Genomic DNA, 22,909 nt, shown 5'->3' with positions numbered 1-22,909 from the left:
TGCGGTCAGTGCTCGACCGAGCCGACCAACGAGCTTGTGGAGGCAGCACCGTGATCGTAGTGACCGGCGCGACCGGCAATGTCGGCCGTGCCCTCGTCGACCGTCTCCTCGCCGCAGGAGCGCCCGTCCGGGCGCTGACCCGCGACCCGCGGCGGGCCGCGCTGCCCGAGCGGGCCGAGGTGGTGCGATTCGAGCCGGACGACCCCGCCGCCCTGTTCGCCGGGGCGACGAAGCTCTTCCTGTACGCGCAGGCCGGCGCGGCCCCGCTGCTGGCGGCGGCCCGCGAGCACGGCGTGCGGCACGTCGTCCTGCTCTCCAGCGGTGTCATCCAGGAGGGCGCCGACGAGACCCACCCCATCCACGTCATGCACGCCGCCGCCGAGCGGCAGATCCGCGACAGCGGGCTCGCCTGGACGTTCCTGCGCCCCAACGCCTTCGCGACCAACGCGCTCCAGTGGGCCCCGCAGGTCCGCGCGGGCGACACCGTCCGGGGCGTCTTCGCGGACGGGCTCTCCGCCCCCATCCACGAGGACGACATCGCCGCCGTCGCCGAGCGCGCCCTGCTCGACGACGGCCACGAGGGCGCCGCGCACCGGCTGACCGGGCCCGCGGCGACCAGCAACGCCGACCAGGTCGCGGCGATCGGCGAGGCCCTCGGCAGGAAGCTGACGTTCGTGGAGACCGACCCGGCCGAGGCGGGCCCGGAGCTGTTCCCGTACGTGCCGCCGCAGATGCTCGAACGGCTGCTGCGGACCTTCGCGGAGACCGTGGGCGTGCCCCCGGAGATCACCGACACGGTGGAGCGGCTCACCGGCACCCCGGCCCGCACCTTCGACCGGTGGGCCCGCGACCACGCCGGGGACTTCCGGGCCTAGGTCCGGTCGTCGGACTCCCGCCCGCCGCGCACCACTCCCGCCTCAACAGCCCCTCCCGGTACGGCAGTACACACTTTCGGGTTCCGTTCGCCGGGCTTTCGGGACACCGGGCTCTCTTCCGGTACAAGCTGGAACTCCACCCACCAGCCGGAAGCCCGGGCCCCGCAGGCCCGCCGGGCTTTCCCGTGCCCCGGAGGAGAGCCCATGAGCGCAGGAGAGGCCATGAGCATGCCGCCCCTCGCCTCGGGCCCCGGCGGCCCCGACGCCCTGCGCCCCCTCCTCGCCACCGTGCTCGACGCGCTCGCGGCCGGCGACGGCGAGCGCGGCGGCCCGCTGCCCGCCGGCGGACCGGAGGCCGTCGCCGCACGCGTCGCCGACGCCCTCGGGGACGCCCTGCCGGACACCGGCGACCCGGACGCCCTGCGCGCGCTGGTGCACGCCCTCGCCGCGGGCGCCGCCGACCCCGCCGACCCGCTCTGCGCGGCCCATCTGCACTGCCCGCCGCTCGCCGTGGCCACCGCCGCCGACCTCGCCGCGAGCGCCCTCAACCCCTCCCTGGACTCCTGGGACCAGGCCCCGGCCGCCTCCGCCCTGGAGGCCGCGGTCGCCCGCACCCTCGCCCGTACGGCCGGTCTCGCCGACGCCCTCGTCACCACCGGCGGCACCGAGTCCAACCAGCTCGCCCTGCTGCTCGCCCGCGAGGCGCACGGCGGCGGCGTGCGCCTCGTCTGCTCGACCGGCGCCCACCACTCACTGCCGCGCGCCGCCTGGCTGCTCGGCCTCCCCGACCCGGTCGTCCTCCCGGCCCCGAACGGCACCCTGGACCCGGCCGCCCTCGACGCGGCCCTCACCGCGCTCCCCGGCCCCCTGCTGGTCGCCGCCACCGCCGGCACCACCGACGCCGGCCTGATCGACCCGCTGCCCGAGATCGCCGGCCTGTGCACCGCCCACGGCGCCCGCCTGCACATCGACGCGGCCTACGGCGGCGGCCTCCTCCTCAGCGACCGGCACCGCGACAAACTGGCGGGCCTCGAAGCCGCCCACACCGTCACCCTCGACCTGCACAAGCTCGGCTGGCAGCCCGTCGCCGCCGGACTCCTCGCCGTCGCCCGCCCCGGCGAACTCGCCGTGCTCCACCAGCGCGCCGACTACCTGAACGCCGACGACGACACCGAGGCCGGACTCCCCGACCTGCTCGGCCGCTCCCTGCGCACCACCCGCCGCGCCGACATCCTCAAGATCGCCGTCACCCTGAAGACGCTGGGCCGCGGCGGGCTCGGCGCCCTGGTCGACCAGGTCTGCGCCCGGGCCCGCGAGTTCGCCGCACTCGTCCGCGAGCACCCCGGCTTCGAGCTGTACGACCGGCCCGTCATCAGCACCGTGCTGTTCCGGCCCGCCGGGGCCGACGACACCGCCGTGGCCGCCGCACGCCGGCGGCTGCTGCACGAGGGCAGGGCCGTCCTCGGCCGCGCCCGGCTCGACGGCCGGCTCTGGCTCAAAGCCACCGTCCTCAACCCCCACAGCCGGCCGGACGACCTGGCCCACCTGCTCAAACTCGTCGAAGGAAGCACCCCCGGATGACCCACCCGCCACGCCACGAGCCCGCCTCCCCACGCGACCTGGTCGGCATCGGCATCGGCCCCTGCAACCTCTCCCTCGCCGCCCTCGCCCACCCGCTCGCCGAACTCGACGCCGTCTTCTACGAACAGCGCCCCGGCTTCGACTGGCACCCCGGGCTGCTCATCGACGGCGCCACCATCCAAGTGCCCTTCCTCGCCGACCTGGTGACCCTCGTCGACCCCACCAGCCCCTGGAGCTTCCTCAACTACCTCAGGAACCGCGAGCGGCTCTTCCCCTTCTACTTCGCCGAGCGCTTCCACATCCAGCGCGCCGAGTACGACGCCTACTGCCGCTGGGTCGCCCAGCAGCTCCCCGGGCTGCGCTTCCGCCACCAGGTCGACGCCGTCCGCTGGAACCCCGAACGGGACGCGTTCGAGGTCGACTTCACCGAGCTCGACGCCGAGGGCGAGGCCGAGGCCCTCGGCCGTACGTACACCCGCAACATCGTCCTCGGCATCGGCACCGCCCCCTACGTGCCCGACCCCCTCAGGCCCCTGGTGGACGCGCCCGGTGTGCCCGTCGTCCACGCCGCCGACTACCTCGACCACCGTGACGCCGTCCTCGCCGCCGGGCATGTCACCGTCGTGGGCTCCGGGCAGTCCGGCGCCGAGGTCTTCCTGGACCTGCTCCGGCACCGCCCGGCCGGCCGGGAGCGGCTGCACTGGATCGGCCGCACCGAGGCGTTCGCGCCGATGGAGTACTCCAAGCTAGGCCTGGAGCACTTCACCCCCGACTACACGCGCTACTTCCACGCCCTCCCCGAGCCCGTCCGCGACCGGCTGATCGCCGCCCAGGGGCAGCTGCACAAGGGCATCGACGCCGGCACCCTCGCCGCCATCCACGACGAGCTGTACCGGCACACCCTGCACGGCGGCTGGCCCGACGCCGTCCTCACCCCCGGTGTCCGCGTCCGCACCGCGGGCCGCATCGCCACCACCAGGATCGAGCTGCACCTGGAGCACCTCCAGCAGGGCGACCGCTCCCGGCTCACCACGGACGCGGTCGTCCTCGCCACCGGCTACCGCGACCGCCCCCTCGACCACATCCTCGTCGGCCTCGATCCCTACGTCCGCCGCGACAACAGCGAGCGCCCGCGCATCGACGAGGACTTCCGGCTCGTCCTGGACCCCTCGGTCACCGGCTCGGTCTACGTCCAGAACGCCGAGCTGCACACCCACGGCGTCGGCGCCCCCGACCTGGGCCTGGCCGCCTGGCGCAGCGCCACCATCCTCAACTCGCTCATCGAGAAGGACCCCTACCCGCTGCCGTCCCGAACCGCCTTCACCTCGTTCGGACTTGAGGAGCGGGCCGCCCGGGTGCCGCAGGCCAGGCAACCGAAGCGGCTCACTCCGCTCGTCGACGGAAGGTGAGCGACCCAGGCCGGAACAAGCCCTCCGACGGCGGTGTCGGTGCTGTCCGCACGTCAACGACGCCGGCGCGAAGGCGATGGCCGACGCCGTGGACGTGTCCCTGCTGGACCTCCAGATCCCTGCTGGACCTCTAGAACACCGGCGTGCCGTTCCGCACCAGCTTCCAGTCCGCCGACGCGAAGTCCTTCGGGTCCAGGACACCCTTCGAGGTCACCCACTCCGCGATCCGGGTGCGGATCTCCGTCGACTCCGACCACAGCTCCTTGGCGGAGGCGACGTGCGGGAAGGCACCGCCGCCGTTGGCGCGGTAGTTGTTCACCGCGAACACGAACTGCTGGGCGTCGTCCAGCGCGGCCCCCTTGAAGGCGAGGTTCTTGATCCGGGAGCCGGCCGGCTGGGCGATGTCGATGTCGTACGTCAGGCCCGAGACGTAGTCGTAGTTGTAGTCCGGGCGGTTGTTCGCGTTGGTCAGCTTGTCGACGTCGACCGTGGCGTCGGCGGCCGTCTGGACGTAGTACTCCGCCGAGTACTCCAGGTAGGCGCGCACCTGGGCGCCCGTCAGCAGCTTGGCGACCAGCGTGTTGTCGTACACGTACAGGCTCGACAGGTCCCGGATGGTGACGTCGCCGGCCGGGATCTCGGAGGTCCGGGAGAACGGCGAGGCCTGGGCGATGACCGGCAGCGAGGCGTACTCGGTGCCGGCGAGCGCGGCCTTGACCACGTCCTCCTGGACCTTGGTGATCAGGTCGATGATCGGGGCGTCCTTGTAGCGGGCCTCGACGGTCGTGAGGGTCTCGGTCGCCCGGCCCACGACCTGGTTGACGTACGCGACGACCTTGTCGTGCTCGTCCTTCAGCAGCTTGGTGATCTTCGGGTCGTCGGCGACCGTGTTGGAGTTGCGCAGCGAGGCGGAGACCGACTCGACCTCCCAGCGGCCCTTGCTGAACACCAGCTCGATGTCGAAGAGGGTGAGCCGCTCGGCGTAGCACAGCGGCTCGGACAGCACGACGGTCCTGCCGGTCTGCTCGTTGACGACCTTCAGCTCCGGGATCTCCACGTGCGCGTGGCCGACCAGGATCGCGTCGATACCGGGCACCTGCTTGGCGACGTTGGCCGCCGCGTTCTCCACGTACGGCACCTGGTCGCCGTACGACGACGTGCCCGAGCTGCCCGAGTGCGCCGAGACGACGACCACGTCCGCGCCCATCGACTTCAGCTTGGGCACCCACTTGGCGGCCTGCTCCTCCAGGCCCGGGAACGCGAGCTTGCCCTGGACGTAGGCCTTGTCCCAGATCGCGATGCCCGGGTTGGTCAGGCCGAGGACGGCGACCTTGACCGGCTTGGCGCCCGGAACGTGGAACGTCTTCATGAAGTACGGCGGGAAGGCCGGCCGCAGCGTCTTCGCGTCCACGGCGTTGGCGCCGAGCAGCGGGAAGTCGAGCTGGTCCTCGAACTTCCGCAGGGTCTCGATGCCGTAGTTGAACTCGTGGTTGCCGAGGGCCGCCGCGTCGTACCCGATCGCGTTCATGGCCTGCGCCATCGGGTGCACCGGGCCGCCCTTGGCGGTGATCGGGTCGACCTTGGCGTAGTAGTAGGTCAGCGGGGTGCCCTGGATGGTGTCACCGGCGTCCAGCAGCAGGGTGTTGCAGCGGCCCTTCTCCTTGCGGACCTGGTTCACCAGCGTCGAGATGCGCGCCAGGCCCATCGCGTTGCCCGCCTTGTCGGCGTACTCCGCGTCCTTGAAGTAGTCCCAGTTGAAGACGTGGCCGTGCAGGTCGGTGGTGCCCATGACGGTGAGGGAGTAGCGCTTCACGGGGTGGCCGGGCTGCGCGCCCTCCGCCGCCTCGGCCGCCGGGGCCGCCGCCGCACCGGCGATCGCCACTCCTGCTCCGGTGGCGGCGGACTTCTTCAGGAACTTCCGGCGGTTCAGCGCCATGTCTCGGTCTCCTCGGCGAATGGTCAACAACGCGCGTAGATTCTGACCTGAGCATGACTTGCGGCAACAGGTCCAGGAGGTTGCGATCTGGTGACCTGTTCCCCGAGCCTCCGCCGCCGGGGCGGCGACCCCGTGCCAGAGTGGGACGCATGACCACCCCGTACGGCACCGCCGACGCCCCGCTCCTCGTGGTCCGCGGCGAGGCCGCGTTCGACGTCGAGCCCGAACTCGCCCGGATCGCCGTCACGGTGAGCGCCCGGGGCCGCGACCGCCGGGCCACGCTCGACGACCTCACCCGTCGCAACACCCTCGCCCTCGACCTGGTGAGGTCCTACGGGGACGCCGTGGCCCACCTGTCCACCGGCGCCGTCTCGATCACCCCCGAACTCTCCGACCACGGCAGGGGAGAGCGCGTGCGCAGCCACCACGGCCGGGTCCAATGCGGCGCCGAGCTGACCGACTTCACGATCCTCGGCGAACTGACCGCGCGCCTCGCCGACTTGGAGATGACCCGGATCGACGGCCCCTGGTGGTCGCTGCGCCCGGACTCACCGGTGCACGCCGAGGCGCGGCGGCGGGCGGTCGGGGACGCGCTCCAGCGGGCCCGGGAGTACGCCGAGGCCCTCGGCACCTCGATCGCCGCCCTCCTCGAACTCGCCGACACCGGCGTCGAGCGCCCCCATCCGGCCCGTGCCCCCGTCGAACGCGGGATGCGCCGGGCCGCCTTCGCCGACCAGGACCAGCCCGCCGAGCCGCTTGATCTGGAAGTGCCGCGACTGCGGATCTCCGCTCAGGTGAGCGCGCAATTCAGCATGCGGCCCCCTCGGTTGTGATCACCGGCCCCTCGGGAATTCGCTCATAAGAGCGACCGGCCGCACAATTCAACACTTGTCAATATCCCTTTGCCGAAAGTCTGTTGAGTAGTCATACGGGGCCAATTCTCTACCCGCGAGTAAGTCATAGGCTCGACTCATGCGCCGAGCAAAGATCGTCTGTACATTGGGGCCCGCCACCGACTCGTACGACCAGATCAAGGCACTGGTCGAGGCCGGAATGGACGTCGCCCGGTTCAACCTCAGCCACGGCACGCACGCCGAGCACGAGGAGCGTTATCAGCGCGTGCGAAAGGCGGCCGACGAAACCGGCCGCAGCGTCGGAATCCTCGCCGACCTTCAGGGTCCGAAGATCCGGCTCGGCCGCTTCGCCGAAGGACCGGTACTCCTTGAACGCGGCGACACCTTCACCATCACCGTGGAGGACGGCGTCGAGGGCGACCGACACCGCTGCGGCACCACCTACACCGGCCTCGCCGCCGACGTCACCCCCGGCGAGCGCATCCTCGTCGACGACGGCAAGGTCTGCCTGGAGGTCACCGCCGTCGACGGCCCCCGCGTCCGCACCCGCGTGATCGAGGGCGGCGTCGTCTCCGACCACAAGGGCCTGAACCTCCCCGGCGTCGCCGTCTCCGTCCCCGCCCTCTCCGAGAAGGACGCGGACGACCTGCGCTGGGCGCTGCGCACCGGCTTCGACGTGATCGCCCTCTCCTTCGTCCGCAGCGGCGACGACGCGGCGGCCGTGCACCGGATCATGGCCGACGAGGGCCGCCGCCTCCCGGTGATCGCCAAGGTGGAGAAGCCGCAGGCGGTGGAGAACCTCGACGGCATCGTGGCCGCCTTCGACGGGCTGATGGTCGCCCGCGGCGACCTGGGCGTCGAGATGCCGCTGGAGCAGGTGCCGATCGTCCAGAAGCGCGCCGTCAAGCTCGCCAGGCGCAACGCCAAGCCGGTGATCGTCGCCACCCAGATGCTCGACTCGATGGTCGAGAACTCCCGGCCCACCCGCGCCGAGGCCTCCGACGTCGCCAACGCCGTCCTGGACGGCACGGACGCGGTGATGCTCTCCGGCGAGACCAGCGTCGGCAAGTACCCGGTCGAGACCGTCCGGACCATGGCGAAGATCGTCGCGGCGGCCGAGGAGGACATGCTGGCCAAGGGCCTGCCACCGCTGACCGAGCGGAACAAGCCGCGCACCCAGGGCGGCGCGGTCGCCCGGGCCGCCGCCGAGATGGGCGACTTCCTGGGCGCGAAGTTCCTGGTGGCCTTCACCCAGTCGGGAGACACCGCCCGCCGGCTCTCCCGCTACCGCTCGCCGATCCCGCTGCTCGCCTTCACCCCGGAGCCGGCCACCCGCTCCCAGCTCAGCCTGACCTGGGGCGCGGAGACCTTCCTCGGCCCGCACGTGGACTCCACGGACGCCATGGTCGACCAGGTGGACGAGCTGCTGCTGAAGTACGGCCGCTGCGCGAAGGGCGACGTCGTCGTGATCACGGCGGGCTCCCCGCCCGGGGTCTCCGGCTCGACCAACATGGTCCGGGTCCACCACATCGGGGAGGACGACAGTCCCCGGTAGCGCAGACGGGCACGAGAAAGGGCCCCTCACCCGGAGGGGCCCCGCACATACGCTGACCTTGGAATCCAAGGAAAAGTGCCCCGGGTCGGACTCGAACCGACACTGTACGGGTTTTGAATCCGTTGCCTGCTGCCAATTGGGCTACCGGGGCTCGCAGAATCCAAGGTTTCCCCCGACCCTCCGCGCGTCCACCATACCGTAGCTAGGTAGGCTCTTGTCAGCAGTACCCCTGCCCTGAACGAGGAGCCCCCGTGACCGCCGAGTCGCCCCAGCCCGTAGACGCGCCCGACGACGACAAGTCGCACGTGCCTCCGCTGACGACCCGTGTCGTCATCGCCGAGGACGAGGCCCTGATCCGGCTCGACCTGAAAGAGATGCTGGAGGAGGAGGGGTACACCGTCGTCGGCGAGGCCGGGGACGGTGAGCAGGCCGTCGAGCTGGCCCGCGAGCACAGGCCGGACCTGGTCATCCTGGACGTGAAGATGCCCAAGCTCGACGGCATCTCCGCGGCCGAGAAGATCGCCGAGGAGTCCATCGCGCCGGTCCTGATGCTCACCGCCTTCTCGCAGCGCGACCTCGTCGAGCGCGCCCGGGACGCCGGTGCCATGGCGTACCTGGTCAAGCCGTTCAGCAAGAGCGACGTCGTCCCGGCGATCGAGATGGCCGTCTCCCGGTTCACCGAGCTGAAGCAGCTGGAGAAGGAGGTCGCCGACCTCACCCAGCGGCTGGAGACCCGCAAGCTCGTCGACCGCGCGAAGTCCATCCTGCAGACCGAGTACGGCCTGACCGAGCCGGCCGCCTTCCGCTGGATCCAGAAGACCTCCATGGACCGCCGCCTGTCGATGCAGCAGGTCGCCGAGGCGGTCATCGCGGACAACGACGAGAAGAAGTCCGCCAAGAAGGGCTGACGCCGCACACGTACGACGAGGCCCGCGCCCCGGAGAAGAGGGGCGCGGGCCTCGTCGTGTCCGAACGGGTCAGTCCTCGCCCAGGTAGGCCTTGCGGACCGACTCGTCGTGCAGCAGGTCCTGCCCCGTGCCGGACAGGACGATGTTGCCGACCTCCATCACATGGCCCTGGTCGGCGAGCGAGAGCGCCGCCTGGGCGTTCTGCTCGACCAGCAGGATCGTGGTGCCCTGCGCCTTCAGCTCGGCGATCGTCGCCATGATCTTCTGCATCATGATCGGCGACAGACCCATCGACGGCTCGTCCAGCATCAGCAGCTTCGGCTGGGACATCAGCGCCCTGCCCATCGCCAGCATCTGCTGCTCACCGCCCGAGAGGGTGCCCGCGGCCTGCTTCCTGCGCTCCCCGAGGATGGGGAACAGGTCGTAGGCGCGCTGGATGTCCTTCTCGATGCCCGGCTTGTCGTTTCGCAGGAACGCGCCGAGGCGCAGGTTGTCCTCGATGCTCATGCGCGGGAAGATGTGCCGCCCCTCGGGGGAGTGGGCGAGGCCCAGCGAGACCACCTCGTGGGGCGGGACCTTCTTCAGCGATCTGCCGTTGAACCTGATCTGCCCGCCGACCGGCTTCAGCAGCCCGGACAGCGTGCGCAGGGTGGTCGTCTTGCCGGCGCCGTTGGTGCCGATGAGGGTGACCACCTGACCGGCGTCGACCTTGAAGGAGATGCCCTTGACGGCCTCGATCTTGCCGTAGGCGACCCTCAGGTCCTCGACTTCGAGCAGTGCGGTCATCGGTCGTTCTCCTTGCCGGGCGCGGCGTCCGTCGTGGTCTCGGCCGGGGCCTCGGCGTCCTCGGCCTCCACCTCGGCGTGCGCCTCGGCGTCCTCGGCCGGGGCCTCGGCGTCCTCGGCCGGGGCCTCGGCGTGCGCCTCGGCGGCCTCCACCTCGGCCACCTCCTCGGCGCCGGGCGCGTCCTCGAAGGGCTCGCCGAGGTAGGCCGCGACCACGCGCTCGTCGCCCTGGACGGTCGCGCTGTCGCCCTCGATCAGCTTCTCGCCCTGCACGAGCACGGCCACCCGGTCGCACAGGTTGAAGATGAAGCGCATGTCGTGCTCGATGACGAGGACGGCGATGCCCATGTCGCGGATGGCGAAGACCAGTTCCTCGGTGGTCCGGGTCTCCTGCGGGTTCATGCCGGCCGTCGGCTCGTCGAGCAGCAGCAGACCGGGCTCGCTGGCCAGGGCGCGCGCGATCTCCAGCTTGCGCTGCTCGCCGTAGGGCAGGTTGCGGGCGAGGTGCTCGGACTTGTGGTCCAGGCCCACGAACCGCAGCAGCTCCATGGCCCGGTCCCGGGAGGCCTTCTCGGCCTTGTGGAAGCCGGGGCCGCGCAGCACGGCCGACCAGAAGCCCTCCTTGGTGCGGGTGTGCCGGCCGACGAGCACGTTCTCCAGGACGGTCATGTTGGCGAACAGCCGGATGTTCTGGAAGGTGCGCGCGATGCCGGCCGCGGTGACCTTGAAGGACTTGGGCGGCAGGACGTCGCCCTTGTACCGGACCTCGCCCTCGGTGGGGACGTACAGGCCGGTCAGGCAGTTGAAGAAGGTCGTCTTGCCGGCGCCGTTGGGGCCGATCAGGCCGACGATCTCGCCGGCGTTCACGGTGAGGTCGACGCCGCGTACGGCGGTCAGGCCGCCGAAGCGCATGGTCACGCCGCGGGCGTCGAGGACGGTCTCGCCGGGCGCGGCGGCGCCGGCGGCGGTGTCCTTGGTGGTGGTGTCGGTCGTCATGGTGGTCAGGCCCCCGCCTTCGTCAGGAGGGTGGGTGCTTCCGCCTCTTCGTGGAATTCGAGCTGGCGGCGCCGGTTCGGGATGAGGCCCTCGGGGCGGAACCGCATCAGCAGGATGAGCGCGAGACCGAAGGCGAAGAGCTGGTAGTTGCCCAGGAACTGGAGCTTGTTCGGGATCAGGAAGAGCAGGGCCGCGCCGATCAGCGGACCGCTGATGGTGCCCATGCCGCCGAGGACGACCGCGGCGAGCAGGAAGGCCGAGTTGGGCGGGATGGGTCCGGCGAACAGGTACTGCTCGGGCGTCACCGTGTAGGTGACGTGGGCCTGGACCGTGCCCGCGAGACCGGCGAGCGAGGCGCCGACGGCGAAGGCGATGAGCTTGACCCGGAAGCCGTTGATGCCCATGGCGAGCGCGGCGGTCTCGTCCTCGCGGATGGCCACCCAGGCGCGCCCGATACGGGAGTTGCCGCTGCGGCGGAACACCAGCACCACGACCGCGGTGATGAGCAGCATCAGGAAGAAGTAGTTGGCGAACCGGCCGATGGTGAAGCCGCCCATGTCGTGCTGGGCGCCGAAGTCGAAGCCGAGGACGTCGAGGTTCGGGATCGAGGAGACACCGTTCGAGCCGTTGGTGATGTCGGGTCCGGAGGTGCCGTCGAGGTTGTTCGCCGTGATGCGGAAGATCTCACCGAAGCCGAGGGTGACGATGGCGAGGTAGTCGCCGCGCAGCCGGAGCGTCGGGGCGCCGATCAGCACACCGAAGACCAGGGAGGCGGCCGCGCCGACCAGGACCGCGGCCCAGAACGGGAAGTGGACGTCGAACGGCGAGCTGGGGGAGCCGGAGACCAGGGCCGCCGCGTAGGCGCCGACGCCGAGGAAGGCGACGTAACCGAGGTCGAGGAGGCCCGCGAGGCCGACGACGATGTTCAGGCCGAGGGCGACGGTGGCGAAGATCAGGATGTAGACGCCGAGGGTCGCGTACTGGTCGTTGGTCTGGGTGAAGGGGAACAGCGCCGCCGCGACGAAGGCGCCGCAGATGGTGATGTTCTGGTGCCGGGAGGTGATCTGCGAGGCGTGGGCGATCAGGCCGGACTTGTTGAGAGCGGCGAAGCCGAAGCCGGCGGTGATCAGGAAGCCGATGAACAGCTCGTCGTACTCGGTGCCGATGCCGTAGGTGAAGACGACCAGGCCGAGCGCGAGGACCGCGACGATGATCAGGATCTCGGCGTACGACGGCAGGGCGGCCACGGGCCGCGGCGAACCGGGGGCGGCGAAGACCGCCTTGGTGATCTCCCACTTGTGCGCGGCGCTCTGCTTGAACTTCTCCCAGCCGGTGTCGTCCGGGTCGGCCGGGTCGGGCTCGGGCCGCTGGAAGGGCAGGGCGAGTGCGCCGGCGAGGGCGGCGAGGCTGCTGACGGCGACCAGGAAGCCGCCCGGTTCGAGGTTGACGACTCCGCCGAGGTCGGCGCTGATCGCGATGACCGTGTACCAACTGGTGGCGAAGGTGGCCAGGGTGGCGAACCGCAGGGCCGCGTCGGGGCCGGCGGGCACCAGCCAGCCGAGGCCGCGGACACCGTAGGAGGCCACGGCGAAGAGGGTGGCGAGGATCGCGCCGATGAGGACGAGGACCTGCAGTCCGCCCGGGTAGCCGTAGACGGTGAGGTCGCCGGGGAACTCGGAGGTCCATGTCCAGGCGAGGAAGGTGGAGACGATCGTCAGCGCGCTGCCGCCGAGGGCGAGGGCGCGGGCGGCCTTCTCCGGCAGGGGCAGCAGGCCGGACGGGGCCTCGGCCTTGCGGGCGCCGGGAGTGTCGGGTGCGGTGGTCTGTGTGGTCATCGGTCTCACGCCCTGTCCGCGACGCGCTCGCCGAGCAGGCCCTGCGGCCTGAACAGCAGTACGAGGATGAGGAGTACGAAGGCCCAGACGTCGGCCCAGGACTGGCTGCCGAACTTGTCCATGCCCGGGATGTCGGCGATGTAGGCGGTGGCCAGGGTCTCGGCCACGCCGAGGACCACGCCGCCGATCATGGCGCCGTAGATGTTGCCGATGCCGCCGAGGACGGCCGCGGTGAAGGCCTTCAGACCGAGGATGAAGCCCATGCGGAAGTTGATCTCGCCGTACTTCAGGCCGTAGGCGACGGCTCCGACCGCGGCGAACGCGGCGCCGAGCGCGAACGCGATCACGATGATGCGGTCGGTGTTGACGCCCATCAGCTTGGCGGTGTCCGGGTCCTGGGCGGTGGCCTGCATACCGCGGCCGGTGCGGGTCTTCATCACGAAGTAGGCGAGGACGGCCATGCTGATGGGGGCCGCGACCACCAGGAAGATGTCACCGGTCTGGATGGTGACGCTGCCGATCTCGAACGGGCCGCCGGAGATCTGCGGGAAGGTGCGCGCCGACTTCGCCTCCGGGTACCAGGCCCACACCGCCTGCTGCAGCGCGAGGGAGAGGCCGATGGCGGTGATCAGGGGGGCGAGGCGTGGGGCGTTGCGGAGGGGTCGGTAGGCGAACCGTTCCGCCCCGACGGCGATGGCGACCGCGACGATCACGGCGCCGACGATCATCAGCGGCAGCGCGAGCCACATGCTGGTGCCGCCGGGAAGCCAGAGCCAGACGGTGAGCGCGCCGAACGCTCCCGTCATGAATATCTCGCCGTGGGCGAAGTTGATGAGCTGGACAATGCCATAGACCATCGTGTAGCCGATGGCGACCAGCCCGTACATGGATCCTAGTAGCAGGCCGTTGACCAGCTGCTGCGGCAGTTCGTTCACCGCATGTCCTCCGAGCGTTCGGAAAGTGCGAGGGATGTGGCCGGATGCGAGTCCGCGCGGGGCGCCAGTGGAACAGCGCCCCGCGCGGCTCTTGAGTGGATCGGGCGTGGATCAGCCGGTGTAGGTACCGGACTTGACGGGCACCCAGGCACCGTTCTTCACGGCGTACACGGTGAGCTGCTTGTTGGTGGCGTCACCGAACTCGTCGAAGGAGACCTTGCCGGTCACACCGTCGAAGGACACACCCTGCATGGCCTCGGTGATCTTGGCGCGGGCGTCGTCGGGGAGCTTGCCGCCGTTGCCGTCGACGACCTTCTTCACGGCCTCGATGACCGCCCAGGCGGAGTCGTAGGCGTAGCCGCCGTAGGCGGAGTACTCCTCCTTGTAGCCGGCCGCCTTGTAGTCGGCGACGAACTGCTTGGCGGAGGGCAGGTCCTCGACCGGGGCGCCGACGGAGGTGGCGAGGTCGCCCGTGGCCTCGGAGCCGGCCAGCTTCATGAAGGTGTCGTCCTTGATGCCGTCGCCGCCGACCAGCGGGATCTTGGCGCCGGCGGCCTTGATCTGCTTGCTGAGCGGGCCGGCCTGCGGGTACTCACCGCCGTAGTAGACGACCTCGGCACCGGAGTTCTTCACCTTGGTGGCGACCGCGGAGAAGTCCTTGGCGTCGGGGTTGATGTGCTCGGTGCCGACCACCTTGCCGCCGAGCTTCTTGTACTCCGCGGTGAAGGTGGCGGCGAGGCCGGAGCCGTAGGTCTTCTTGTCGTCGATGACGAAGACCTTCTTCTTCTTGGCGGTGTTGTAGACGTACTGGGCGGCGAACGGGCCCTGGATGGCGTCCGTGGTCGCCGTGCGGAAGTACGACTTGTACCCGCGGACCTTCTTGGTCTGCCAGTCCGGGCCCTGGGTGAGGGCGGGGCCGGTGTTGGCCGGGGAGACCTCGACCAGCTTGGCGTCGTCGAAGACCTTCTGCATCGACTCGGCGACCGAGGAGTTCAGCGGGCCGACGACACCGAGAACCTCCGGCTCCGAGACGAACTTGGAGGCGTTCTGCTGGCCCGCGGACGGCTGGGCCTGGTCGTCGAGGGACTCGACCTTGAAGGTGACGCCCTTGACGAAGTTCTGCTTGTTGGCGTTCTTGGCGGCCAGGTCCGCCGAGTTCTTGATACCGAGGCCCATGGCGGACAGGTCGCCGGTCAGAGGGGCGTCGACGCCGATGACGACGGTGGTGCCGCCGTTGCCGGAGTCCGAGCCCTTCTTGTCGCCGCTGTCGCGCGAGCCGCAGGCGGTGAGGGTGAGCGCTCCCGCCGCCAGCGCGGCGGTGATGGCGATAAGCGAACGTTGACGCACGATCAGTCCTTTCCCCAGGCACAACCGCATCCCCATGGAAGCGGCCGAGTCGCGCGCCGCGCTGAATTGGACAATCCGAAGGCGCGGTGACTGGCCGTGACTCTAAGCGTGTGTGGGGAACGTGGAGGAGTGTCTGAGCGAGGCTGTGACTCTCTTGTTATGACACGCCGTAATACAGAGCGGTACACCGTGGGCGGGAAGGAGGAATTCAGGTGGATTCGCGCCGTCCGCATTCTGAGAATCCGCAGGACGGGCCGTGATCCATCCAGGTGTCTCGGCTGTTTTGGTGATTACCCGGAACTGTTGCTGCAGGCTACCTCCAGGGCGTGGGAGAGGTCCTGGGCGTAGCGCGGGCCCGGGATGAAGCTCTGCGTCTGTATTGCGCGCGTATTACGCAGAGTTACGTCCAGGAAAGGGAGGCTGGCGTTCCTGGGCGCTTTTCCACATTTCGTGACGCGCATCGTGATGGTGATCTTGCGGGCGGAACCAGCCTTTGTCTGGAACGGAATTGACGGTTCCGTGGTCAGTGACAGCCCCGCGTACGGCTGCGTCACACGGGTCACCGTGACCGGCGGCCCGGACGTCACGCTCAGTAGGACCGTGAAGCTGAAGCTGCGCGGCGGGGCGCCCGCCGGCGGGGTCCGGCCGTCGAGATAGGTCACGTCCACCACCTGGACGGGGTACGGCGTCTGCGGGCGGGGATGCGCGGCGCGCGGGGGCGGCTGCTGCGGCCGGCTCGCGTAGAGATAGCCGCCGCCTCCCAGGAGGGCGATCGCGGCGAGCGCGGCGAAGGTGATCCGCCGGTGGCGGGCGTACCAGGCGGCCAGGGTCGCGCGCGTTCCTCGGGCCGGGCGCGGGTCCTCCGGCTGCCGGCCGTCCCACGCGCGCGTGCCGTCGCCCGGCTCCAGCGGGCCGATGCCGCTCATGTCCAGGGACCTCCGCTCGGGGTCCCGTGCCGATAGCGCTCGGCGCAGGCCCGGCGTGCCTGACGCGCCATCAAAGCATCGGCGGCATCGGCCCCTTGGCGTCGTCCGGCGGCCCGTCCGGCGTCGACGACGTCCATCAGGATCTGGTACTGCCCATGGGACAGACCCATCGACTGGTAGTCCCCGTACGTGTCGCCGCCGAGCACCTCGCGGGCCCAGTGGATGACGATCCTGGCGCACAGGCCGGCATCGGAGGCGGGGGACGCGGAGGCCCGCGAGGGGGAGGCCGTGGAGGCCTGCGAGGCGGACGTCGGGGCGGGCGCGGGGGCGGCGGAGGCGTGCGCGGAGTCCGGGGGGCGGCCGGGCCGGTCGCAGCCCGACGCGCACAGTACGGCCGGCAACGCCAGCCCGAGCACCAGGAACCTCACCCCCGGCGGGGGGCCTCCTCGCCGTCCCATGTGCCGAAGCTAAGGGCAGGGACGGCGAGGGGCAACGCTCCGGCGGAGCCGGGCTCAGCTTCCGGCGGACTCCGCGGGCACCCCGTCGCCCGGCCGTACGTCCCGCAGCAGGCAGGTCAGCCGGGCGCTGCAGACCCGGCGGCCCTCCTCGTCGCTGATCACGATCTCGTACGTCGCCGTCGACCGGCCCCGGTGCACCGGCGTGGCCACGCCCGTCACCAGGCCCGAGCGGACCCCGCGGTGGTGCGTGCAGTTCAGGTCCACGCCGACCGCGATCTTCGAGCTGCCGCCGTGCAGCATGGAACCGACCGAGCCCAGGGTCTCCGCCAGCACCGCGGAGGCGCCGCCGTGCAGCAGGCCGTACGGCTGGGTGTTGCCCTCCACCGGCATCGTCCCGACGACCTTCTCCGCCGAGGCCTCCAGGATCTGCACCCCCATGCGCGTGCCCAGATGGCCGGCCGAGAACAGGGCGGGCAGGTCCACACCGAGCGCCGCGTACTCGTCGATGACCGCCTGCGGGAACTTCACTTGCTGCTGCTCACCCATGGGCCGGGCTCCGTTCGTCGTCCGCCTGTCTGCGCACTGAGCAAACGCTCAGTCGGTCGCCGATTGTTCCAGACGGCCCACCGCGTCCCCGGTGCGGCCTTCGAGACGTACGACGACGGACTTGCTGGCCGGGGTGTTGCTGGTGTCGGCGGTGGCGTCCAGCGGCACCAGGACGTTCGTCTCGGGGTAGTACGCCGCCGCGCACCCCCGGGCCGTCGGGTACAGCACGACCCGGAAACCGGGCGCCCGCCGCTCCACCCCGTCCTGCCACTCGCTCACCAGGTCGACGTACGCCCCCTCGGCGACCCCGAGCGAGCGCGCGTCCTCGGGATGCACCAGCACCACCCGCCGCCCGCCCGAGATGCCCCGGTAACGGTCGTCCAGCCCGTAGATCGTGGTGTTGTACTGGTCGTGCGAGCGCAGGGTCTGCAGCAGCAGCCGGCCCTCGGGCAGCCTCGGGTACTCCACCGGCGCCGCCGTGAAGTTCGCCTTGCCCGTGGCGGTCGGGAAGCGGCGCTCGTCGCGCGGTGCGTGCGGCAGCGCGAAGCCGCCGGGCCGGGCCACGCGCGCGTTGAAGTCCTCGAAACCGGGGATCACGCGCGCGATGCGGTCCCGGATGGTCGCGTAGTCCTTCTCGAACTCCTCCCACGGCACCACGCTGCGCTCGCCGAGCACCCGGCGCGCGAGACCGCAGACGATCGCCGGCTCGGACTTCAGCTGCGGACCGGCGGGCCTCAGGCGCCCGCGCGAGGCGTGCACCATGCCCATGGAGTCCTCGACCGTCACGAACTGCTCGCCGCTGTCCTGGAGATCGCGCTCGGTCCGGCCCAGCGTCGGCAGGATCAGCGCCCGCGCGCCGGTGACCACGTGCGAGCGGTTCAGCTTGGTCGACACGTGCACGGTCAGCCGCGCGCGGCGCATCGCCGCCTCGGTGACCTCGGTGTCGGGCGAGGCGGAGACGAAGTTGCCGCCCATGGCGAAGAAGACCTTCGCCTCGCCGTCGCGCAGCGCGCGGATGGCCCGGACGACGTCGAAGCCGTGCTCCCGGGGCGGAGCGAACCCGAACTCCTTCTCCAGGGCGTCCAGGAAGGCCGGGGCGGGCCGCTCGAAGATGCCCATGGTGCGGTCGCCCTGGACGTTGCTGTGCCCGCGCACCGGGCACACGCCCGCCCCCGGGCGGCCGATGTTGCCGCGCAGCAGCAGGAAGTTGACCACCTCGCGGATGGTCGGGACGGCGTGCTTGTGCTGGGTGAGGCCCATCGCCCAGCAGACGATGGTCCGCTTCGAGGCGAGGACCATGCCGAGGGCGTCCTCGATCTCCTTCCGGGTGAGCCCGGTGGCGGCGAGCGTCTGATCCCAGTCGGCGGCGCGGGCGGCCTCGGCGAACTCCTCGAAGCCGTGCGTGTGTTCGCGGACGAACTCCTCGTCGACCGCGCCCTCGGTCTCGAGGACCAGCTTGTTCAGGAGCCGGAAGAGGGCCTGGTCGCCGCCGATGCGGATCTGCAGGAACAGGTCGGTGAGGGCGGCGCCCCTGAGGAGGCCCTGCGGGGTCTGCGGGTTCTTGAAGCGCTCCAGGCCCGCCTCGGGCAGCGGGTTGACGCTGATGACCTTCGCGCCGTTCGCCTTCGCCTTCTCCAGCGCGGAGAGCATGCGCGGATGGTTCGTGCCCGGGTTCTGGCCCGCGACGATGATCAGGTCCGCCTGGTACAGGTCCTCCAGCAGGACGCTGCCCTTACCGATGCCGATGGTCTCGTTGAGCGCCGACCCGGACGACTCGTGGCACATGTTCGAGCAGTCCGGCAGGTTGTTCGTGCCCAGCTCGCGCGCGAACAGCTGGTACAGGAACGCGGCCTCGTTGCTGGTGCGGCCCGAGGTGTAGAAGACGGCCTCGTCCGGGGAGCCGAGGGCGGCGATCTCCTCGGCGACGATCCCGAAGGCCCGCTCCCAGGAGACCGGCTCGTAGTGCGTGCCGCCCTCGGGGAGGTACATGGGGTGCGTGAGCCGGCCCTGCTGCCCCAGCCAGTAGCCGCTGCGGCCGGACAGGTCCGCCACGGAGTGCGCGGCGAAGAACTCCGGCGTGACCCGGCGCAGGGTGGCCTCCTCGGCCACCGCCTTCGCGCCGTTCTCGCAGAACTCCGCCGCGTGCCGGTGGTCCGGCTCCGGCCAGGCGCAGCCCGGGCAGTCGAACCCGTCCTTCTGGTTCACGCGCAGCAGCGTCAGCGCGGTGCGCTTCACACCCATCTGCTGCTGGGCGATGCGCAGCGTGTGCCCGATGGCCGGGAGCCCCGCCGCCGCGTGCTTCGGCTCCGTGACCTGCGGCGCGTCCTGAACCGGATCACCCTTGGGCGGCTTCGTCGCCATCGCACGGTCCCCTTCGACTGCGTGTGAGAAGTACGGTGCCGATCCTCCCACGAGCGACTGACAACGGTGCCGCCCCCTTCCCCTCTCCCTTCCTCTCCCTTCCTCTCCCTTCTGCACCGCTCTCCCGCGACAGCGGCAGCGCACCGGGTAACGGTCCGGCCACCCTCGGTGCCCTGTCACCGGCATGCCGCCCGGACTGTCAGTGCGGCGTGGCAGGATCGGGGGCGTGGCAGAGACAGCATCGAAGCAGACCGACAAGACCCCCGGCGGCACCCGTCCCCGGCTGATGCTCATGGACGGGCACTCGCTGGCCTACCGCGCGTTCTTCGCGCTGCCCGCGGAGAACTTCACGACCGCGACCGGCCAGCCGACGAACGCGATCTACGGCTTCGCGTCGATGCTGGCCAACACCCTGCGTGACGAGGCGCCCACGCACTTCGCGGTGGCCTTCGACGTCTCCCGCAAGACCTGGCGCTCCGAGCGGTTCACCGAGTACAAGGCGAACCGCTCCAAGACCCCGGACGAGTTCAAGGGCCAGGTCGAGCTGATCGGCGAGCTGCTCGACGCGATGCACGCACCGCGCTTCGCCGTGGAGGGCTTCGAGGCGGACGACGTCATCGCCACCCTCGCCACCCAGGCCGAGGCCGAGGGCTTCGAGGTGCTGATCGTCACCGGCGACCGTGACTCCTTCCAGCTGGTCACCGAGCACACCACCGTGCTCTACCCGACGAAGGGCGTCTCGGAGCTGACCCGGTTCACCCCGGAGAAGGTTCTCGAGAAGTACGGACTGACGCCCGCCCAGTACCCGGACTTCGCGGCCCTGCGCGGCGACCCGTCCGACAACCTGCCCGGCATCCCCGGCGTCGGCGAGAAGACCGCCGCGAAGTGGATCAACCAGTTCGGCTCGTTCGCCGAGCTGGTCGAGCGGGTCGACGAGGTCAAGGGCAAGGCCGGCCAGAACCTCCGCGACCACCTGGAGTCCGTCAAGCTCAACCGCGTCCTCACCGAGCTGGAGCGCCAGGTCGAGCTGCCGAGGACGGTCACCGACCTGGAGCGGGCCCCGTACGACCGCAAGGCCGTCGCGATGGTCCTGGACACCCTGGAGATCCGCAACCCGTCCCTGCGCGAGCGCCTCTTCGCCGTCGACCCCGGCACGGAGGAGGCGGAGCCCGCCCCGGCCGCCGCCGGCGGCGTGGAGATCGACGGCACGATCCTGCGCACCGGCGAGCTGGCCCCCTGGCTCGCCGGGCACGGCACCGGGCCGCTGGGCGTCGCCACCGTCGACACCTGGGCGCTGGGCACCGGCTCGGTCGCCGAGGTCGCGCTCGCCGCGGCCGGGGGAGCGGCGGCCTGGTTCGACCCCTCCGAGCTGGACGAGGCCGACGAGAACGCCTTCGCGGCCTGGCTGGCCGACGCGGACCGCCCCAAGGTGCTCCACAACGCCAAGGGCGCCATGCGCGTCTTCGCCGAGCACGGCTGGCGCGTCGAGGGCGTGACCATGGACACCGCGCTCGCCGCCTACCTGGTCAAGCCGGGCCGCCGCTCCTTCGACCTGGACGCGCTGTCCCTGGAGTACCTGCACCGCGAGCTGGCCCCGGCCGCCGCGGCCGACGGCCAGCTGGCCTTCGGCGCGGACGACGGCGCCGAGGCCGAGGCCCTGATGATCCAGGCCCGCGCCGTCCTGGACCTCGGCACGGCCTTCGAGAGCCGCCTTGAGGAGGTGGGCGCCGCCGACCTGCTCCGCGACATGGAGCTGCCCACCTCCGCGCTGCTCGCCCGCATGGAGCGCCACGGCATCGCGGCCGACCGCGCGCACCTCGAAGCGATGGAGCAGATGTTCGCGGGCGCTGTGCAGCAGGCCGTGAAGGAGGCGCACGCGGCGGCCGGGCACGAGTTCAACCTGGGCTCGCCCAAGCAGCTCCAGGAGGTCCTCTTCGGCGAGCTGGCCCTGCCGAAGACGAAGAAGACCAAGACCGGCTACACCACCGACGCCGACGCCCTCGCCTGGCTCGCCACCCAGACCGACAACGAACTGCCGGTGATCATGCTCCGGCACCGCGAGCAGGCGAAGCTGCGGGTCACCGTCGAGGGCCTGATCAAGACCGTCGCGGGCGACGGCCGTATCCACACCACGTTCAACCAGACGGTGGCCGCGACCGGACGCCTGTCCTCCACGGACCCGAACCTGCAGAACATCCCCGTCCGTACGGACGAGGGCCGGGCGATCCGCCGCGGCTTCGTGGTCGGCGAGGGCTTCGAGTCCCTGATGACCGCGGACTACAGCCAGATCGAGCTGCGCGTGATGGCCCACCTCTCCGAGGACGAGAGCCTGATCCAGGCGTTCACCTCCGGCGAGGACCTGCACACCACGGCCGCCTCCCAGGTCTTCGGTGTCGAGCCCGGCGCGGTGGACGCGGAGATGCGCCGCAAGATCAAGGCGATGTCGTACGGCCTCGCCTACGGCCTGTCCGCGTTCGGCCTGTCCCAGCAGCTGAACATCGAGGCGGCCGAGGCCCGCGCCCTGATGGACGCGTACTTCGAGCGCTTCGGCGGGGTCCGGGACTACCTCCGCCGAGCGGTCGACGAGGCCCGGGCCACGGGCTACACGGCGACGCTCTTCGGCCGCCGCCGCTACCTGCCCGACCTCAACAGCGACAACCGCCAGCGCCGCGAAGCGGCCGAGCGCATGGCCCTCAACGCGCCCATCCAGGGCACGGCGGCGGACATCGTCAAGATCGCCATGCTCAAGGTGGACGGCGCGCTGCGCGAGGCGGACCTCAAGTCCCGCATGCTGCTCCAGGTCCACGACGAAATCGTCCTGGAGATCGCCCCCGGCGAGCGGGCGGCCGCGGAGGAGATCGTCCGCCGCGAGATGGCCGGCGCCGTCCAGCTGAGGGCCCCGCTCGACGTCTCGGTGGGCGTGGGCCCGGACTGGGAATCGGCGGCCCACTAGCCGACGTAGCGCCACCGGAGGACGTTGCCGGCGGAGGGAACGTTGCAGCTTTCCCTCCGCCGGCAAGGGCGATCAACCGCCCACGGCGCGTCCCGGCGGTGCCGCCCCCATCGCCACCCGACCGGCCCCCGGCCCCTTCGGCGGGGCCGCACGGTCTTTCTCCGCCGCGACGGCGATCACCCACTGCGGCGGGTCCGGGCGGTGCAGTCCCCATCGCAACGCCGACCGGCCCCTGGCCGCACGAGCCCCCTTCGGCGGGGCCGCGTGGTTTTTCTTCGCCGCGACGGCGGTCAACCGCCCGCGGCGTGTCCGGGCGGTGCCGACCTCACTGCACCCCGACCGGCCCCCGGCCCCTTCGGCGGGGCCGCACGGTCTTTCTCCGCTGCGACGGCGGTCAACCGCCCATGGCGTGTCCGGGCGGTGCAGTCCTCATCGCAACGCCGACCGGCCCCTGGCCGCACGAGCCCCCTTCGGCGGGGCGGCGCGGTCTTTGTCCGCCGCGATGGTGGTCAACCGCCCGCGGCGTGTCCGGGCGGTGCCGACCTCACCGCACCCCCGACCGGCCCCCACCCGTACCGAGAAGCCGACCGGAGCCGCGGCGGGACCGTCACTCTCGTGGCCCCCGCCAAAACGCCCCCCACCCCTCGCA

17 protein-coding genes and 1 tRNA gene are annotated in these 22,909 nt (G+C 71.1%); 7 read left to right on the top strand and 11 right to left on the bottom strand.

The window, feature by feature from the left end; translation table 11 throughout:
- The first annotated feature begins 50 nt into the window (after window positions 1–50).
- The 3 genes from ABZ937_RS15465 to ABZ937_RS15455 all read left to right on the top strand — a co-directional run bounded on the left by ABZ937_RS15465 (window position 51) and on the right by ABZ937_RS15455 (window position 3,865).
- Complete coding sequence (locus tag ABZ937_RS15465) at window positions 51–875, top strand: NAD(P)H-binding protein (protein ID WP_361691443.1); 825 nt, start codon at window positions 51–53, stop codon at window positions 873–875.
- Between the two features lie 222 nt (window positions 876–1,097).
- Window positions 1,098–2,456, top strand: a complete 1,359-nt coding sequence (locus tag ABZ937_RS15460) for an aminotransferase class V-fold PLP-dependent enzyme (RefSeq protein WP_361691648.1) — start codon at window positions 1,098–1,100, stop codon at window positions 2,454–2,456.
- Window positions 2,453–3,865: a SidA/IucD/PvdA family monooxygenase gene (locus ABZ937_RS15455; RefSeq protein WP_361691440.1), complete on the top strand. Its 1,413-nt coding sequence runs from the start codon at window positions 2,453–2,455 to the stop codon at window positions 3,863–3,865. The genes ABZ937_RS15460 and ABZ937_RS15455 overlap by 4 nt, the downstream gene beginning before the upstream one ends.
- Window positions 3,866–3,995: 130 nt before the next feature.
- On the opposite strand, the gene ABZ937_RS15450 is transcribed toward ABZ937_RS15455, so the two are convergent.
- Window positions 3,996–5,801 carry a 5'-nucleotidase C-terminal domain-containing protein gene (locus ABZ937_RS15450; protein ID WP_361691437.1) on the bottom strand — a complete coding sequence of 602 codons (1,806 nt, stop codon included), beginning with the start codon at window positions 5,799–5,801 and terminating at the stop codon, window positions 3,996–3,998.
- A gap of 149 nt (window positions 5,802–5,950) precedes the next feature.
- Between ABZ937_RS15450 and ABZ937_RS15445 the strand changes: the two genes are divergently transcribed.
- Together ABZ937_RS15445 and pyk are read left to right on the top strand one after the other, a co-directional pair.
- Window positions 5,951–6,634 carry an SIMPL domain-containing protein gene (locus ABZ937_RS15445; RefSeq protein WP_361691434.1) on the top strand — a complete coding sequence of 228 codons (684 nt, stop codon included), beginning with the start codon at window positions 5,951–5,953 and terminating at the stop codon, window positions 6,632–6,634.
- A gap of 139 nt (window positions 6,635–6,773) precedes the next feature.
- A complete protein-coding gene (gene pyk / locus ABZ937_RS15440) occupies window positions 6,774–8,210 on the top strand; it encodes a pyruvate kinase (RefSeq protein ID WP_361691431.1) in 1,437 nt (478 codons plus the stop codon).
- A gap of 76 nt (window positions 8,211–8,286) precedes the next feature.
- On the opposite strand, the gene ABZ937_RS15435 is transcribed toward pyk, so the two are convergent.
- Window positions 8,287–8,361: transfer RNA gene (locus ABZ937_RS15435), tRNA-Leu, on the bottom strand.
- Between the two features lie 100 nt (window positions 8,362–8,461).
- On the opposite strand from ABZ937_RS15435, the gene ABZ937_RS15430 reads away from it, so the two are divergent.
- Entirely contained in the window at window positions 8,462–9,118 is a 657-nt protein-coding gene (locus tag ABZ937_RS15430) for a response regulator (RefSeq protein WP_361691427.1), read from the top strand.
- A gap of 69 nt (window positions 9,119–9,187) precedes the next feature.
- On the opposite strand, the gene ABZ937_RS15425 is transcribed toward ABZ937_RS15430, so the two are convergent.
- The 9 genes from ABZ937_RS15425 to ABZ937_RS15385 all read right to left on the bottom strand — a co-directional run bounded on the left by ABZ937_RS15425 (window position 9,188) and on the right by ABZ937_RS15385 (window position 19,307).
- On the bottom strand, window positions 9,188–9,904 hold the full coding sequence (locus tag ABZ937_RS15425; protein ID WP_361691424.1) for an ABC transporter ATP-binding protein: 717 nt from the start codon (window positions 9,902–9,904) through the stop codon (window positions 9,188–9,190).
- Entirely contained in the window at window positions 9,901–10,899 is a 999-nt protein-coding gene (locus tag ABZ937_RS15420) for an ABC transporter ATP-binding protein (RefSeq protein ID WP_361691421.1), read from the bottom strand. Before ABZ937_RS15420 ends, ABZ937_RS15425 begins: the two co-directional genes overlap by 4 nt.
- 5 nt (window positions 10,900–10,904) lie before the next feature.
- The gene (locus tag ABZ937_RS15415) at window positions 10,905–12,734 is read right to left on the bottom strand and encodes a branched-chain amino acid ABC transporter permease (RefSeq protein WP_361691418.1); all 1,830 of its coding nucleotides are present in this window, start codon (window positions 12,732–12,734) and stop codon (window positions 10,905–10,907) included.
- Window positions 12,735–12,739: 5 nt separating this feature from the next.
- Window positions 12,740–13,669: a branched-chain amino acid ABC transporter permease gene (locus ABZ937_RS15410; protein WP_361691415.1), complete on the bottom strand. Its 930-nt coding sequence runs from the start codon at window positions 13,667–13,669 to the stop codon at window positions 12,740–12,742.
- Between the two features lie 111 nt (window positions 13,670–13,780).
- Window positions 13,781–15,016, bottom strand: a complete 1,236-nt coding sequence (locus ABZ937_RS15405; RefSeq protein ID WP_361691412.1) for a branched-chain amino acid ABC transporter substrate-binding protein — start codon at window positions 15,014–15,016, stop codon at window positions 13,781–13,783.
- Window positions 15,017–15,306: 290 nt separating this feature from the next.
- Window positions 15,307–15,942 (bottom strand): Tat pathway signal sequence domain protein, encoded by a 636-nt coding sequence (locus ABZ937_RS15400; protein ID WP_361691409.1) that lies wholly within the window; start codon window positions 15,940–15,942, stop codon window positions 15,307–15,309.
- A complete protein-coding gene (locus ABZ937_RS15395; protein WP_361691406.1) occupies window positions 15,939–16,400 on the bottom strand; it encodes a hypothetical protein in 462 nt (153 codons plus the stop codon). Before ABZ937_RS15395 ends, ABZ937_RS15400 begins: the two co-directional genes overlap by 4 nt.
- Before the next feature lie 54 nt (window positions 16,401–16,454).
- Complete coding sequence (locus tag ABZ937_RS15390) at window positions 16,455–16,946, bottom strand: hotdog fold thioesterase (protein ID WP_361691402.1); 492 nt, start codon at window positions 16,944–16,946, stop codon at window positions 16,455–16,457.
- Between the two features lie 48 nt (window positions 16,947–16,994).
- A complete protein-coding gene (locus tag ABZ937_RS15385) occupies window positions 16,995–19,307 on the bottom strand; it encodes an FdhF/YdeP family oxidoreductase (protein WP_361691399.1) in 2,313 nt (770 codons plus the stop codon).
- A 226-nt stretch (window positions 19,308–19,533) separates the two neighbouring features.
- Between ABZ937_RS15385 and polA the strand changes: the two genes are divergently transcribed.
- Window positions 19,534–22,260, top strand: a complete 2,727-nt coding sequence (gene polA / locus ABZ937_RS15380) for a DNA polymerase I (RefSeq protein WP_361691396.1) — start codon at window positions 19,534–19,536, stop codon at window positions 22,258–22,260.
- The last annotated feature ends 649 nt before the right edge of the window (window positions 22,261–22,909 follow it).

It is taken from the genome of Streptomyces sp. NPDC046727 (assembly GCF_040645635.1).
GTDB lineage: Bacteria > Actinomycetota > Actinomycetes > Streptomycetales > Streptomycetaceae > Streptomyces.
Note: the sequence above shows the minus strand (reverse complement) of the source record. Positions and strands in the feature narration are given on the sequence as shown.

What these genes read in the sequence shown, in the direction of transcription:
- ABZ937_RS15425 (WP_361691424.1), bottom strand. Translation starts at nt 9,904, where the DNA reads ATGACCGCACTGCTCGAAGTCGAGGACCTGAGGGTCGCCTACGGCAAG.
- ABZ937_RS15460 (WP_361691648.1), top strand. Translation starts at nt 1,098, where the DNA reads ATGAGCATGCCGCCCCTCGCCTCGGGCCCCGGCGGCCCCGACGCCCTG.
- ABZ937_RS15455 (WP_361691440.1), top strand. Translation starts at nt 2,453, where the DNA reads ATGACCCACCCGCCACGCCACGAGCCCGCCTCCCCACGCGACCTGGTC.
- ABZ937_RS15420 (WP_361691421.1), bottom strand. Translation starts at nt 10,899, where the DNA reads ATGACGACCGACACCACCACCAAGGACACCGCCGCCGGCGCCGCCGCG.
- ABZ937_RS15395 (WP_361691406.1), bottom strand. Translation starts at nt 16,400, where the DNA reads ATGGGACGGCGAGGAGGCCCCCCGCCGGGGGTGAGGTTCCTGGTGCTC.
- ABZ937_RS15445 (WP_361691434.1), top strand. Translation starts at nt 5,951, where the DNA reads ATGACCACCCCGTACGGCACCGCCGACGCCCCGCTCCTCGTGGTCCGC.
- ABZ937_RS15450 (WP_361691437.1), bottom strand. Translation starts at nt 5,801, where the DNA reads ATGGCGCTGAACCGCCGGAAGTTCCTGAAGAAGTCCGCCGCCACCGGA.
- ABZ937_RS15400 (WP_361691409.1), bottom strand. Translation starts at nt 15,942, where the DNA reads ATGAGCGGCATCGGCCCGCTGGAGCCGGGCGACGGCACGCGCGCGTGG.
- pyk (WP_361691431.1), top strand. Translation starts at nt 6,774, where the DNA reads ATGCGCCGAGCAAAGATCGTCTGTACATTGGGGCCCGCCACCGACTCG.
- ABZ937_RS15390 (WP_361691402.1), bottom strand. Translation starts at nt 16,946, where the DNA reads ATGGGTGAGCAGCAGCAAGTGAAGTTCCCGCAGGCGGTCATCGACGAG.
- ABZ937_RS15385 (WP_361691399.1), bottom strand. Translation starts at nt 19,307, where the DNA reads ATGGCGACGAAGCCGCCCAAGGGTGATCCGGTTCAGGACGCGCCGCAG.
- ABZ937_RS15415 (WP_361691418.1), bottom strand. Translation starts at nt 12,734, where the DNA reads ATGACCACACAGACCACCGCACCCGACACTCCCGGCGCCCGCAAGGCC.